Raw genomic sequence first — 13,293 nt, 5'->3', positions numbered from 1 at the left:
GTCCGCAGGGGTGCAGAGGCCAGATGAGTGACATACGTGGAGGCACCAACCGGTGAACGATCTGTTCGAGGGACCGTCGGTCTCCCAGGAGGCCCCGGACGAGGCCGTGCTGTCTCGTTCCGAGAAGCGCGCCCTGCGTGAGGAGCGGCGCAAGGCCGCAGTCCGCAGGCGGCGAGCTCTCATCGCGGTCCTCATCGCGATCGTCGTCATCGGTGCTGGCGGGTACCTCGTCTGGACGCGTGGGGTCGACTTCTTCAGCAGTCTCGACGGCCTGGGGTCCGGGTCGTCCGAGGACGACGTCGCCGACTTCCCCGGGCCCGGCGCGGGCGAGCAGACGGTGACCGTCAACGCGGGAGACTCCGGTGCGGCCATCGGTACGACGCTCGAGGCGGCGGGAGTCGTCGCCTCGCAGCAGGCGTTCGTCATCGCGTACAACGGGAACCCTGATGCCGCGGGAATCCAGCCGGGCACGTACACCCTGTTCAAGGAGATGCGGGCAGCCGACGCGGTCTCCGCGCTGCTCGACGTCGCGAACCGCTCCGACTACATCGTCGACATCCCGCCGGGCTTCAACCAGGAGAAGATCGTCGCGAGGATCGCGAAGCTCACAGCGGTCCCGGAGGCCGACGTGGTCGCGGCCATCGCAGACACCGCGGCGACCGGTCTGCCAGCAGAGGCGAACGGGAGCTACGAAGGATGGTTGGCCCCGGGGCAGTACCAGTTCCCGCTCGGTACCGAACCCGTCGCCATGGTCACGGAGATGGTCGCGCGGACGGTGACGACGCTCGACGGACTCGGTGTCCCGGCGGGCCCCGACCGCCAGGTGCTCCTCACGAAGGCGTCGCTCGTCGAGCGTGAGGCGGGTCGCGCCGAGGACAGGCCGCTCGTCGCGAGCGTCATCGAGAACCGCCTGGCGATCGACATGATGCTGCAGTTCGACTCGACGGTGCACTACTACGCCGGCGGCAGCGACGACGCGACCACGACCGCGGAAGAGCGGGCCAGCGACAACCCGTACAACACGTACAAGTACAAGGGACTGCCGCCCGGTCCCATCGCCACCCCCGGGCTCGAATCCCTCGAGGCGGCGCTGGCTCCCGCCGACACGGACTACATCTTCTTCGTCACGGTCAACCTCGACACGAAGGAGACCCTGTTCGCGGAGACGAAGCCGGAGCACGACAAGAACGCGCAGCTGTACTACGACTGGATCCGGGAGAACACCGGCGAGTGAGCACGCGAGCCACCGACGTGCGGCGTGCGGCCGTCCTCGGCCATCCCATCGGGCACTCGCTGTCCCCGGTCCTGCATCGCGCGGCCTATACCGCGCTCGGGCTGGATGCATGGCAGTACGAGGCCGTCGACGTCGAGGAGGAGGCGCTCCAGGGTTTCGTCGAGGGGCTCGACCCGTCCTGGGCGGGCTTGAGCCTGACGATGCCGCTCAAGCAGACGATCATCCCCCTGCTCGACCACGTCGATCCGCTCGCGGACGTCACCGGAGCGGTGAACACGGTCATCCTCAGCTGGCCCGGGGGAGTGCGCACGACGGTGGGCGCCAACACGGACGTCCACGGGATCGTGGCGGCGCTGCGCGAGGGTGCGTTCGCGCCGGAGCGTGACGGACGGGGCACCGCGGTCGTGCTCGGCGCAGGTGCGACGGCGTCGTCGACCCTCGCCGCGCTGGCCGAGCTCGGATACCCCCGGGCGGAGGTCTACGTCCGGTCATTGGGCCGCACCGGTGCGCTCCAACGAGCGGCCCACCGCATGGGGGTCTCGCCGACCTTCCGGACGCTCGAGCACGCGGCCACGGCGATGGCAGCTGCCGACGTGGTCGTCTCGACGCTGCCGCCCCACGGTGCGGACAGCATCGCTACGGAGATCGCCGCCGCAGGTCAGCGTGACACGGCCGCCGTCGCAGGCGTGCTCCTCGACGTGGCGTACGAGCCCCGGACGACCGCCCTCGCTGCGGCCTGGCGGGAGCGGGGCGGCGCGGTCGTCGGAGGAGAGCGGATGCTCCTGCACCAGGCCGCCGAGCAGGTGCGGCTCATGACCGGCCTGACGGCGCCGGTCGACGTCATGTCCGCGGCACTGGCTGCCGCCATGACCGCCTGACGAACGACCTTCCTCGCCGGAACCCTTATCACCCGCGGCGCGCCTGCCGATATGTCGACCAACGGTAGGTGAGTCTCGTCGTCGCACGGCCGTGTGCAACGACGGGTGATGAGGAGAGTGCAGTGAAGCAGCTCGGTGAGATTCTTCTCGAACAAGGTCTCGTCGACGAGACGCAGCTCCTCGCTGCCCTCGACGAGCAGGTCACGAGCGGGACAAGCCTCGGGCGCGCCCTCGTCGACATCGGGGTCCTCACCGAGGGACAGCTCGTCGCGACGCTCGCCGCCCAGGTCGGCATGCAGTTCGCCGACCTCGATGTCTACCCCGTGGACAGGACCGCCGTGAGCCGGCTGTCCGGGGCGGTGTGCCGGCGACACACGGTGCTGCCCATCGGGTTCAAGGACGGCGCCCTGCAGCTCGCGATGGCGGACCCGGGCAACGTCCTCGCCGTGGACGACGTCCAATCGCTCACCGGCCTGCAGGTGCTCCCCGTCGTGGTGACGCACGAGGACCTCCTGCGCGCCATCGACCGGTACGTCCGTGCTGACGGCGAGATGGACGACCTCACGAGCACGTTCGAGGAGCAGAGCCGTGAGGAGCAGGTCGACCTCTCCCGGATGGTCGGGACCACGGACGACGACGCGCCGATCGTCCGATACGTCAACCTCATCGTCAGCCAGGCGATCACCGACCGTGCCTCGGACATCCACATCGAGCCGGCAGAGCACGACCTCCGGGTCCGGTACCGGATCGACGGTGTGCTCCACGAGATGCAGCGGTCTCCGAAGAACATCACGGGTGCCGTGACCTCCCGCGTGAAGATCCTCTCCGACATCGACATCGCTGAGCGGCGCAAGCCGCAGGACGGCCGTATGTCCATCACACACAACGGCCGCAAGATCGATCTCCGCGTCGCAACCTTGCCCACGGTGTGGGGCGAGAAGATCGTCATGCGAATCCTCGACAACTCCACGGCGAGCCTCGACCTGCGGGACCTGTCGTTCGAGGAGGAGAACTACGAGGTCTACTCCGAGGCCTTCAACAAGCCGTACGGCATGATCCTCGTCACCGGACCGACCGGTTCGGGTAAGTCGACGACGCTCTATGCGACCCTCAACGCGGTGTCGAAGCCGGAGATCAACGTCATCACGGTCGAGGACCCGGTCGAGTACCGGCTCCCGGGCATCAACCAGGTACAGGTCAACCCGAAGGCTGGCCTGACGTTCGCTGGAGCGCTGCGGTCGATCCTGCGGTCCGACCCCGACGTCGTGCTCCTCGGTGAGATCCGTGACCACGAGACCGCGCAGATCGCCATCGAGGCGGCGCTCACCGGTCACCTCGTGCTCTCCACCCTGCACACCAACGACGCACCGTCCGCAGTGACGCGTCTTGTGGAGATGGGGATCGAACCTTTCCTCGTGGGGTCAGCGATCGACTGCATCGTCGCCCAGCGCCTCGCGCGTCGACTGTGCTCCAAGTGCAAGGAGCAGTACGAGCCGAGCGAACTCGAGCTCGAGGCAGCGCGCTTTCCGTGGCTCCCGGGGGAGGAGAAGCCGATCCTGTACCGCCCGGTCGGATGCGTGACCTGCTCGAAGACCGGCTACAAGGGTCGCCTTGCGCTGCACGAGGTCATGCGGGTCACCGAAGAGATCGAGCGCCACGCCGTGCAGGGGTCGTCCTCCGCGGAGATCCTGCGCACCGCGATCTCGCAGGGCATGCGCACCCTGCGCAACGACGGCTGGCTCAAAGTTATCGGCGGCCAGACGTCCGTCGAGGAGATTGTCCGGGTCGTTGCTTAAGAACCCCCGCCCTGAGCCGATAAGGAGGCGTCGCGACGATCCGTGCGGGACTTGAGGCGAGAGGCTGACCTGTGAACAACTTCAGTGTGCCGGCGGGCGATCCCACGTTGCGCGGCCCGATGGCGCCGGGGGTTGTCGGGCAGACGTTCCAGCCGCATGACCCTGACGACCGCACGCAGACGGCCCCGCCCTTCCAGCAGGGCGCGGGCGTCCCCGCGAGGCGGTCCCTCGCCGACCAGATGTCCACGAGCCCGGCACGCCAGATGGCCCCGACTGCGACCCAGGTCCAGCCGACCGCACAAGCACCCGCGGCGCCGGCCGCTGTGAAGCGCGCACCGACAGCGTCGACGACGCGGATCGGGATGAGCCGCCAGGCGGAGGAGAGCGACGTCCAGCTCGACCTTGTGCTCCGCGCGATGGTCGAGGCCGGTGGGTCCGACCTGCACCTCACGGTGGGCGCCGCGCCGATGGTGCGCAGGGACGGTTCGTTGTTCCCGCTCGAGGGCCACGGGCCGGTCATGCCCGAGGGGCTGCAGCGGTCGATCTACTCGATCCTCACGCAGAAACAGCGTGAGAAGTTCGAGACCAACCTCGAGCTCGACATCTCCTACGCCGTGCGTGGTCTCGCCCGGTTCCGCGTGAACATCTACCAGCAGCGTGAGTCGATCGGTGCTGCCTTCCGCGTGATCCCCTACGAGATCAAGCCCCTCGAGGACCTGGGTATCCCGGGGGTCGTCGCGAACTTCGCGGGTCTGGCCCGCGGCCTGGTCCTCGTGACGGGTCCCACCGGTTCCGGAAAGTCGACGACGCTCGCGTCGATCGTCGATCTCGCGAACCGCACCCGTGCTGACCACATCATGACCGTCGAAGACCCCATCGAGTTCTTGCACCGCCACAAGAAGTCGATCATCAACCAGCGTGAGGTCGGCCAGGACACGCACAGCTTCGCCAGCGCACTCAAGCACGTGCTGCGCCAGGACCCGGACATCATCCTCGTCGGTGAGCTCCGCGACCTCGAGACGATGTCCGTGGCGTTGACCGCAGCCGAGACCGGGCACCTCGTGTTCGCGACCTTGCACACGCAGGATGCGGCGCAGACGATCGACCGCATCATCGACGTCTTCCCGCCCGAGCAGCAGGGGCAGATCCGGACCCAGCTCGCAAGCGCGCTGCAGGGCGTGGTGTGCCAGACGTTGTGCAAGCGTGCTGATGGGCCCGGGCGGGCCGTCGCGACCGAGGTGCTCATCGCGACGCCCGCTATCCGCAACCTCATCCGCGAGGGCAAGACGCACCAGGTGTACTCGGCGATGCAGGCTGGGGCGCAGCTCGGGATGCACACGATGGACCAGCACCTGGCTGACCTCGCACGCACCGGGCGGATCTCCTACGAGACCGGCCTGGAGAAGTGCCAGCACATCGCGGACTTCAACCGGCTCACGGGTCGAGGCACGAGCTCGGCCGGTGCGGGCATGGCGAACGCGAACATGGGCGGCTCCAACTACGAGAGCAGGGCTCTGTGATGGCTACCGCAACGAAGGCGTACGACTACGTCATCCGCGACAAGCAGGGGAAGCTGACGAAGGGGCGGCTCGAGGCGGCCAGCCAGTCTGCTGTGGCTAACAAGCTCAAGGTCATGGGCGTCGCACCGATCTCGATCACCGAGGTCAGCAGCACCGGCCTGCAGCGAGAGATCAATATCCCGGGCTTCGGTGAAAAGGTCACGCTCAAGCACCTCGCCATCATGGCGCGGCAGCTGGCAACGATGATCAACGCCGGGCTGTCGCTGCTGCGCGCGATCTCGATCCTCACTGAGCAGACCGAGAGCAAGCCGCTCGCGAAGGTCCTCGCCGTCGTTCGCAGTGACGTTGAGACGGGTGTCGCCTTCTCCGTAGCTCTGGCGAAGCACCCGGAGATCTTCCCGCCCCTCATGATCAACATGGTGAAGGCGGGGGAGGTCGGGGGCTTCCTCGACCAGGTCCTCGTGTCGATCGCGGAGAACTTCGAGGACGAGGTCAAGCTTCGCGGGAAGATCAAGTCCGCGATGACCTACCCGGTCGTCGTGTTCGTCATCGCGATCCTCGCGACGAGCGGCATGCTCATCTTCATCGTCCCGATCTTCGCAGGGATGTTCGCCACGCTCGGCGGCGAACTGCCCATGCCGACGCAGATCCTCATGCATATGTCGACGGGTCTCAAGTGGGGCGCCGGTCCGATCGTCGTCGTGCTCGTCATCGTCGCCGCGTGGTGGAGCAAGCACAAGAACGACCGCGCCGTGCGCGAGAAGCTTGACCCGTGGAAGCTCAAGGTCCCGGTGTTCGGCAACCTGTTCAAGAAGATCGCCGTGGCGAGGTTCACACGCAACTTCGGTGCGATGCTCCACGCTGGCGTTCCCATCCTCCAAGCGCTGGACATCGTGGGGGAGACGAGCGGAAACCTCGTCATCGAGCGCGCAGCGAAAGCCGTCCAGGAGTCCGTGCGCCAGGGCCAGTCGCTCACCGGACCCCTGTCCCAGCACCCCGTCTTCCCGTCCATGGTCGTGCAGATGATGGCCGTGGGTGAGGACACGGGTGCCCTGGACACGATGCTCGGCAAGATCTCCGAGTTCTACGACCAAGAGGTCGAGGCGACGACGGAGCAGCTGACAAGCCTCATCGAGCCCCTCATGATCGTCGTCCTCGGCGCCGTGATCGGCGGGATGGTCATCGCGATGTACATGCCGATCTTCTCGATCTTCGACATCATCGAATGAGAGCGCGCTGGCGTCGCGGCAGGCGATCAGACGTCGGCTTCTCGCTCACGGAGCTGCTCGTCGTCATTGCGATCCTCGGAGTACTCGCGGCGCTCGCGATTCCGGTGCTCACAGCCCAGCGTGAGCGGGCCGCCGACAGCACCGTCAAGAGCGATCTGCGCCTGGTCGCTGGTTCCGTCGAGGCTCTGCGCACCGACGACGAGGTGTCTGTCACGAAGAGCGCGTTGCTCGAGAACCTCCGCTTGAGCCCCGGCGTGCGAGTGTCCGTGCATCTCGACGGCTCCGCGTACTGCCTCGTCGGCACCAAGGCGAGCAGTGGACGGCCCTCCCAGGACTGGGTCTACGACAGCGCTGGAGGTCTTCGGGACGGGTCGGTCTCGGCATGCGCCGACGCCGCGGACTTCACCCTGCCATGACCGTGGGTGAAATCGTTTGATTGCTGGTGTGACGTCCTCAAGTCGCCAGGGAAAGTGTCGATATGTGGCGAGTAAGACCTTCCCTGTGATTCTGATCCTGAAATGAGGCCGGGCATGATTGCTCGCATTCACAAGTCCATGAACGAGAAGGACAAGGGTTTCACCCTCATCGAGCTTCTCGTCGTCATCATCATCATCGGTATCCTCGCGGCGATCGCGATCCCGGTGTTCATGAACCAGCGCAAGAAGGCCGTCGACTCGAGCATCAAGTCTGACCTGCGTACGGTCGCCAACGAGATCGAGACGTACTACACCGACGCCCAGGCGTACCCCGCGGGCCCCATCGCGACTACGAAGACCAACAGCAAGTTCACGGTGGCGACAGGAACGGATGTCACCCTGACGTCCGGGAACGTCATCACGTACACGCTTAGCAGCGACAAGGAGTCGTACGTCGTGACTGGCTGGAACGAGAAGGGCACCGCGAACAGCGCGTCGAAGGTGTTCACGTACGACAGCAAGAACGGCGGCCTGAAGGCCGGCGGTCCCACCAGTACCACCACTCCCGCCCCATAATCGGCTAGTCCCGCGCGATGTAGCGCGGCGCTCGGCTCGGCTGACTACACAGAAGGGCCCGATGGTCGTTCCGACCATCGGGCCCTTCTGTGTAGTCAGCACGAATAGGGCGGCGGGTGAAGTCTCACCCGCCGGGTCACGTTCTGTGCATGAGCGCCGATGAGGCTGATATGACTCCAGCAAGCCTCGGTGAGCGCTGCTGGGTGAACGCGCCATCTCACTGTGATTCTGATCCTGAAATGAGGCCGGGCATGATTGCTCGCATCCACAAGTCCATGAACGAGAAGGACAAGGGTTTCACCCTGATCGAGCTTCTCGTTGTCATCATCATCATCGGTATCCTCGCGGCGATCGCGATCCCGGTGTTCATGAACCAGCGCAAGAAGGCCGTCGACTCGAGCATCAAGTCAGACCTGCGTACGGTCGCGAACGAAATCGAGACGTACTACACCGACAACCAGGCGTACCCGACGGGGTCCATCACGAGCTCGGGTGGTGCCACCAACACCCTCACGCTTCCCGCACCGACAGGTGGCACGGCGGTCAGCATCAAGCTCTCGGCCGACAACGTCATCAAGTACACGCTCAACACCACCGACTCGCAGGCGTACACCATCGTGGGTCACAACACGAAGGCGACGGCGAACAGCGAGACGAAGGTCTTCAAGTACGACAGCAAGAACGGTGGGCTGAAGGGCGGCGCTCCGGCCGCGCCGTGATCCGTGGCTAGTCCCGCGTGATTCGCCCCGGCGCTCCGCGCCGATGACGATGCTCAGAAGTGCCCGGTGGTCGATTTGAGTGCCGGGCACTTCTGCATTGCAGCACGGTCGGGTCGGTGGGTGAAGTCTGGGCGGCGGATTCACGATCAGCGCAGCGCCGCCGATGGGGCTGGTAGTACTCCGGCGCGGCTCAGCGAGCTCAGCCGAGTGCATCCTTCTTCTTACTGTGAGTCTGATCCTGAAATGAGGCCGGGCATGATTGCTCGCATCCACAAGTCCATGAACGAGAAGGACAAGGGTTTCACCCTGATCGAGCTTCTCGTTGTCATCATCATCATCGGTATCCTCGCGGCGATCGCGATCCCGGTGTTCATGAACCAGCGCAAGAAGGCCGTCGACTCAAGCATCAAGTCCGACCTGCGTACCGTGGCCAACGAGATCGAGACGTACTACACCGACTCCCAGGCGTACCCCGCGGCGATCACAGCGTCCAGTGACGCGGTCGCGAAGCTCGTCATCCCTGCAGCAGCGGGCGGCACCGCGACCGACATTAACATCACCAAGGGGAACGTGATCACATACACGGTCTCCGGTGACGGCCAGTCCTATGTCCTGCGAGGACATAACCCGAAGGGCACGGCAAACGCAGGCACGAAGGTGTTCAAGTACGACAGTGCGAGCGGCGGGCTGCGTCCCGGCGCTCCGGCCGCGCCGTGAGCGACGACTAGGACCGCATACTCGTAGCAAGCGTCGCTGGCGATTCTGCGGCAAGCAGGGCCCGACGGTCTTTCCCGACCGTCGGGCCCCATTTGCATACTGCGCAGCCGTGATCACGGGTGAAAAGCTCATGGTCCGCTCACCATGAGTGCTCGGAGCGCCGATGAGGGATGTAGCAACCCGGCGGGGCTCGACGAGTACCCGTCAGCTGCATCTTCCTATTACCCTGAAACTGATTCTGAAATGAGGCCGGGCATGATTGCTCGCATCCACAAGTCCATGAACGAGAAGGACAAGGGTTTCACCCTGATCGAGCTTCTCGTTGTCATCATCATCATCGGTATCCTCGCGGCGATCGCGATCCCGGTGTTCATGAACCAGCGCAAGAAGGCCGTCGACTCCTCGCTGAAGTCGGACCTGCGTACGGTCGCCAACGAGATGGAGACCTACTACACCGACGCCCAGGTCTACGTCGCTGTGACCGGCTCGGCCGGCACGTCGACGATCGGCACGGGCACCGGGGCCGTGAGTGTCACGACGAGCCCCGGAAACACGATTACGGGGAAGCTCATCGGAACCGAGGGCTACTGCCTGACGGGCGCAAACACGAAGGCGACGAAGAGCTTCTACTACAACAGCACGACCGGTGGACTCACGGACACTGCCTGCCCCTGATAGCCCCGGTTGGAGCTGGTGGCGGCGAGGACCTTGCAACACGTCGCCGTGAACGTCGGGCCGAGGTGCGACAGCGCCTCGGCTCGACGTGGTCGTCACGGCCGAGCTCGCGGACGCCCGGCGTGGGTGGGTGAAAAGCGGTGCGCCTGCCCTCCTGCCTCATCCGACGTCCGGCACGTGCCGATATGGAGGTTGTCGGACTCGCGCGGTCCCATGGGCTCTTAGTCGTACCTGGCGCACCATCTCACTTTGACTCTGCTTCTGAAATGAGGTCGGGCATGATTGCTCGCATTCGCCAGTCCATGAACGAGAAGGACAAGGGTTTCACCCTGATCGAGCTTCTCGTTGTCATCATCATCATCGGTATCCTCGCGGCGATCGCGATCCCGGTGTTCATGAACCAGCGCAAGAAGGCCGTCGACTCCTCGCTGAAGTCCGACCTGCGTACGGTCGCCAACGAGATGGAGACCTACTACACCGACGCGCAGGCGTACCCCGCAGTCGACGGTGCGACGATCGGATCGGTGAAGTTGGGCGCATCCCCCTCGCAGGTGACCGTGAGCATCACCTCCGGCAACAAGGTGACCGCCACAGTCACCGGCGAGTCCTACTGCTTGGTGGCTGAGGGGCCCGCGAACAAGGCCACTCAGAAGTGGGTGTACAAGAGCGGCGCTGGTGGTCTCCAGGCTAAGGGAATCGAGAGCTGCACCTGATCAGCATGATCCATGCGGGGTGTGACGGTCCAGCTGCCACCCACCCCGCGCCTAGCGGCGGTTGAACAGTTTCACCTGTTCCTTCGGCGCTGCGCCTCGTACGGCGCCGACCGGGGATGCAACCGAATTGCTTGAGAAAGACCTGACTGTTGCCGATAGGACCCCGTGCGAGCGGATCGAGTCGAGAGGGAAGCGGTGAGAATCGTCGTGACGGAGCGTCCGCAGGTCCTGACTGACCAGAGCCCGAATGAGCGCGCCGCCGGCTTCTCCTTGATTGAAGTCGTCGTCTCACTGATGCTCCTTGGCGCTGTGGCCGCGGGCTCGCTCCTGTTCTTCATGAACACGATGCAGAGCACCTCGCACCTGCAGCGGACCCAGGCAGCGGCTGCCATCGCCACTCAGGGGATGGAACGGGTGCGGGCGGTCGACCCCCGACCGCCGGCGGGTGCTTCCATGAGCCCGCTCCTCGCTGGGCGGTCCGCGGCTGCGGTGACCGCCGCCTGGAACGCGGCGGATCCACAGCTGCTCGCCAACACGACGCCCGAGTCCGACCCCAAAGCGGTAGGAGCTCCTGCGATACCGGTGACGGACACCGTCCGCGTCTCTGACATGGACTTCACGGTGACGACTCACATCGGTTCCTGCTACCGGCAGAAGGCGGCCAGCTGGCGCCAGGACAGCTGCGGGACCTCCGACCCGTCGATCTACTCCGCACCCGCGAGCTGGGTGAAGCTCTACCGGGCGGTGGTGGTCGTCACCTGGAAGCCCGGCGGCAGCGAGCGCTGCGACGGCGGGACGTGCAGCTACGAGCTCAGCTCGCTCATCGACGTCAATCCTGATGCCGAGTGGAACATCTCGGAAGGACTGTTTGCCTATCCGTCCGAGGCCACATACACGGCGGGCGACGACTGGAAGTACTTCCTGCCGCCGGCGCTCGAGGGCATCCCGCTCCTGAGGAACCCCACGGCTGTGACGACGCCACCGAGCCGCGGTGACTGGTCGGTGGAGACCGGAGCCCTCGGTCTGGGATCGATCAAGTACAAACCTCGGACGGACTACTCCGGGCCGGTCACGATCATGTACACGTTGGACGACGGGATCAACGCCAAGACCGCTCCCGTCCCTTTCAACATCACGGTACTGCCCAGGGCGAACAACGATCCGGCGACCGGGGTGGAGAGGGCCAAGGTCGAGGTCGGGAAGCCTGGCGTCGTTGTCCCTGTCCTGGGCAACGACTATCCGGCGACCGGCCTCACTGTGTCCGAGGTCGTTGCGGCCCCCGGTACACGTGCCGAGGTCGAGGCCAAGATCGAGAACGGACAACTGAAGGTTTCGGCTAAGAAAGGTGCTCCCGTGGGCCCCGCGAGCTTCACCTACAAGGTCCAGAACGTTGCTCTCAAGGACCACCCGACCAAGGGGATCAGCGAGCAATCCGCAACCGTCACCGTCGACGTTGTTCCGCCCTCCGCGGAGATTCCTGTGGGTGACAACATCTTCTTCGGCGAGATGAACGGGGTCGCCACGAGTGCGAACAACGATCCGGTCAAGCTCGACTTTGCGGGGAAGTTGTTCGGCAAAGTCACGGACGGCCAGCGCGTCCGGATCGAGACACCGTCATTCCCGATAGTGAACAGTGCGGGGGCTGCCACAACGGAGGGACCGCCCGACGGCCTCTCCTACCAGCGCCGTGCGAACGTCGCTGGGGTGCAGTCCTTCACGTTCAGGGTCATCGGCACGGACGGGACACCTTCTCAGGACGCATACACCGGAACCTTCATCGTGAAACCTCTGGCGACTAACGACAGCAGGACCCCTGGCGGCGGGGCGACGGTCGGGGTGACACCGTCGAAGACGGCGAACGTGCCCAATGCCACCCCCTTGCCGTCCAACTTCACCTACGAGTTCGGTACGACGACCTGCACGGCTGCGTCCCTCACCGACGCCAAGGAAGGGAAGTTCTCCGTGACACGTAAGTGGAGCTGGGGAAAGTACACGACGTGCACGTTCACGTACAGGATCAAGATGACCGTCCAGGGGATGCCGCAGCCTGCCTACTACTCCGAGTACGCGACGGTGACGGTCCGCTCATGACGGGCCTCCGGAGCCTGAGGCAGCAGCCCGAGAAGCGTCGCGGCGATCGCGGTATGACCCTCGTCGAGCTGATTGTTGCGATGGGCATCTTCACGGTGATTATCGCGATATTCATGGCGGGCGTCGTCGTCATGACGAAGAACACGGCGAGGGCACAGTCGGTGTCTGACGCGGGGACGGAGGTACGGAGCGCATTCCAGCGGTTCGACCGGGATGTCCGCTACGCGTCCGCGATCAACCTGCCCGGGTACGGCACGGGAACCGGCAGGGACGCCTACTACGTCGAGTACCTGATCACCGCTGTCGAAGGTGGCGCGACGGCACAGTGCACCCAGTGGCGTTACGTGCCCGGCGCGGGAGGGACGGGGGGCGTGCTGCAGCGCCGCACCTGGCCGGACGTGCCCACGCCCAGTCCGTCGCCCAAGTGGGTCACCGAGGCGTCGAACGTACGGAACGATCTCACCAAGTCGGACCAGCGACCGTTCCAGATGTCCGTCACCCTCAAGCAGCAGCTCCGCGTCGTCCTCGACGTCGGTCCTGGTCGGGCGGGGTCGGAGGCCCGCAAGGGTGCGGGGCTCGACGCCCTGTTCGTTGCCCGGAACACCACCGACCAGACTGTGACGCGGACCGACAAGAACGGCGACAACGTCAGTGACACGCCCGTGTGCAAGGGAGTAGGACGGACATGACCATGAGGTGGAGGCCGCGTGTCGGCGATGACGAGAGCGG

General features: G+C 65.3%; 13 protein-coding genes. All 13 read left to right on the top strand.

Annotated features, from left to right (window positions below):
* Positions 1-52: 52 nt before the first annotated feature.
* The 13 genes from mltG to AC2AXK_RS06515 all read left to right on the top strand — a co-directional run bounded on the left by mltG (position 53) and on the right by AC2AXK_RS06515 (position 13,253).
* A complete protein-coding gene (gene mltG / locus AC2AXK_RS06575) occupies positions 53-1,234 on the top strand; it encodes an endolytic transglycosylase MltG (protein WP_484344557.1) in 1,182 nt (393 codons plus the stop codon).
* Positions 1,231-2,112 carry a shikimate dehydrogenase gene (locus AC2AXK_RS06570; protein ID WP_484344556.1) on the top strand — a complete coding sequence of 294 codons (882 nt, stop codon included), beginning with the start codon at positions 1,231-1,233 and terminating at the stop codon, positions 2,110-2,112. Before mltG ends, AC2AXK_RS06570 begins: the two co-directional genes overlap by 4 nt.
* Before the next feature lie 122 nt (positions 2,113-2,234).
* Positions 2,235-3,908, top strand: a complete 1,674-nt coding sequence (locus AC2AXK_RS06565) for a GspE/PulE family protein (protein ID WP_484344555.1) — start codon at positions 2,235-2,237, stop codon at positions 3,906-3,908.
* 71 nt (positions 3,909-3,979) lie between these two features.
* Complete coding sequence (locus tag AC2AXK_RS06560) at positions 3,980-5,428, top strand: type IV pilus twitching motility protein PilT (protein ID WP_484344554.1); 1,449 nt, start codon at positions 3,980-3,982, stop codon at positions 5,426-5,428.
* Positions 5,428-6,657 carry a type II secretion system F family protein gene (locus tag AC2AXK_RS06555; protein WP_484344553.1) on the top strand — a complete coding sequence of 410 codons (1,230 nt, stop codon included), beginning with the start codon at positions 5,428-5,430 and terminating at the stop codon, positions 6,655-6,657. Before AC2AXK_RS06560 ends, AC2AXK_RS06555 begins: the two co-directional genes overlap by 1 nt.
* Positions 6,654-7,073, top strand: coding sequence for a type II secretion system protein (locus tag AC2AXK_RS06550; protein WP_484344552.1), 420 nt, complete (start codon positions 6,654-6,656; stop codon positions 7,071-7,073). The genes AC2AXK_RS06555 and AC2AXK_RS06550 overlap by 4 nt, the downstream gene beginning before the upstream one ends.
* Positions 7,074-7,187: 114 nt before the next feature.
* Positions 7,188-7,649, top strand: coding sequence for a prepilin-type N-terminal cleavage/methylation domain-containing protein (locus AC2AXK_RS06545; RefSeq protein WP_484344551.1), 462 nt, complete (start codon positions 7,188-7,190; stop codon positions 7,647-7,649).
* A 251-nt stretch (positions 7,650-7,900) separates the two neighbouring features.
* On the top strand, positions 7,901-8,368 hold the full coding sequence (locus AC2AXK_RS06540; protein WP_484344550.1) for a prepilin-type N-terminal cleavage/methylation domain-containing protein: 468 nt from the start codon (positions 7,901-7,903) through the stop codon (positions 8,366-8,368).
* A gap of 255 nt (positions 8,369-8,623) precedes the next feature.
* Entirely contained in the window at positions 8,624-9,085 is a 462-nt protein-coding gene (locus AC2AXK_RS06535; RefSeq protein ID WP_484344549.1) for a prepilin-type N-terminal cleavage/methylation domain-containing protein, read from the top strand.
* A gap of 255 nt (positions 9,086-9,340) precedes the next feature.
* Positions 9,341-9,760: a prepilin-type N-terminal cleavage/methylation domain-containing protein gene (locus AC2AXK_RS06530; RefSeq protein WP_484344548.1), complete on the top strand. Its 420-nt coding sequence runs from the start codon at positions 9,341-9,343 to the stop codon at positions 9,758-9,760.
* A 278-nt stretch (positions 9,761-10,038) separates the two neighbouring features.
* Positions 10,039-10,473, top strand: a complete 435-nt coding sequence (locus tag AC2AXK_RS06525; protein ID WP_484344547.1) for a prepilin-type N-terminal cleavage/methylation domain-containing protein — start codon at positions 10,039-10,041, stop codon at positions 10,471-10,473.
* Between the two features lie 195 nt (positions 10,474-10,668).
* A complete protein-coding gene (locus AC2AXK_RS06520) occupies positions 10,669-12,564 on the top strand; it encodes a PulJ/GspJ family protein (RefSeq protein WP_484344546.1) in 1,896 nt (631 codons plus the stop codon).
* Positions 12,561-13,253 (top strand): prepilin-type N-terminal cleavage/methylation domain-containing protein, encoded by a 693-nt coding sequence (locus AC2AXK_RS06515; protein WP_484344545.1) that lies wholly within the window; start codon positions 12,561-12,563, stop codon positions 13,251-13,253. Before AC2AXK_RS06520 ends, AC2AXK_RS06515 begins: the two co-directional genes overlap by 4 nt.
* Positions 13,254-13,293 lie beyond the last annotated feature (40 nt).

The sequence above is a fragment of the Sanguibacter sp. Z6_81 genome (assembly GCF_057180625.1).
This window is presented reverse-complemented; position numbering and strand designations above follow the sequence as displayed.

What these genes read in the sequence shown, in the direction of transcription:
- AC2AXK_RS06555 (WP_484344553.1), top strand. Translation starts at nt 5,428, where the DNA reads ATGGCTACCGCAACGAAGGCGTACGACTACGTCATCCGCGACAAGCAG.
- AC2AXK_RS06550 (WP_484344552.1), top strand. Translation starts at nt 6,654, where the DNA reads ATGAGAGCGCGCTGGCGTCGCGGCAGGCGATCAGACGTCGGCTTCTCG.
- AC2AXK_RS06540 (WP_484344550.1), top strand. Translation starts at nt 7,901, where the DNA reads ATGATTGCTCGCATCCACAAGTCCATGAACGAGAAGGACAAGGGTTTC.
- AC2AXK_RS06545 (WP_484344551.1), top strand. Translation starts at nt 7,188, where the DNA reads ATGATTGCTCGCATTCACAAGTCCATGAACGAGAAGGACAAGGGTTTC.
- AC2AXK_RS06515 (WP_484344545.1), top strand. Translation starts at nt 12,561, where the DNA reads ATGACGGGCCTCCGGAGCCTGAGGCAGCAGCCCGAGAAGCGTCGCGGC.
- AC2AXK_RS06530 (WP_484344548.1), top strand. Translation starts at nt 9,341, where the DNA reads ATGATTGCTCGCATCCACAAGTCCATGAACGAGAAGGACAAGGGTTTC.
- AC2AXK_RS06525 (WP_484344547.1), top strand. Translation starts at nt 10,039, where the DNA reads ATGATTGCTCGCATTCGCCAGTCCATGAACGAGAAGGACAAGGGTTTC.
- AC2AXK_RS06535 (WP_484344549.1), top strand. Translation starts at nt 8,624, where the DNA reads ATGATTGCTCGCATCCACAAGTCCATGAACGAGAAGGACAAGGGTTTC.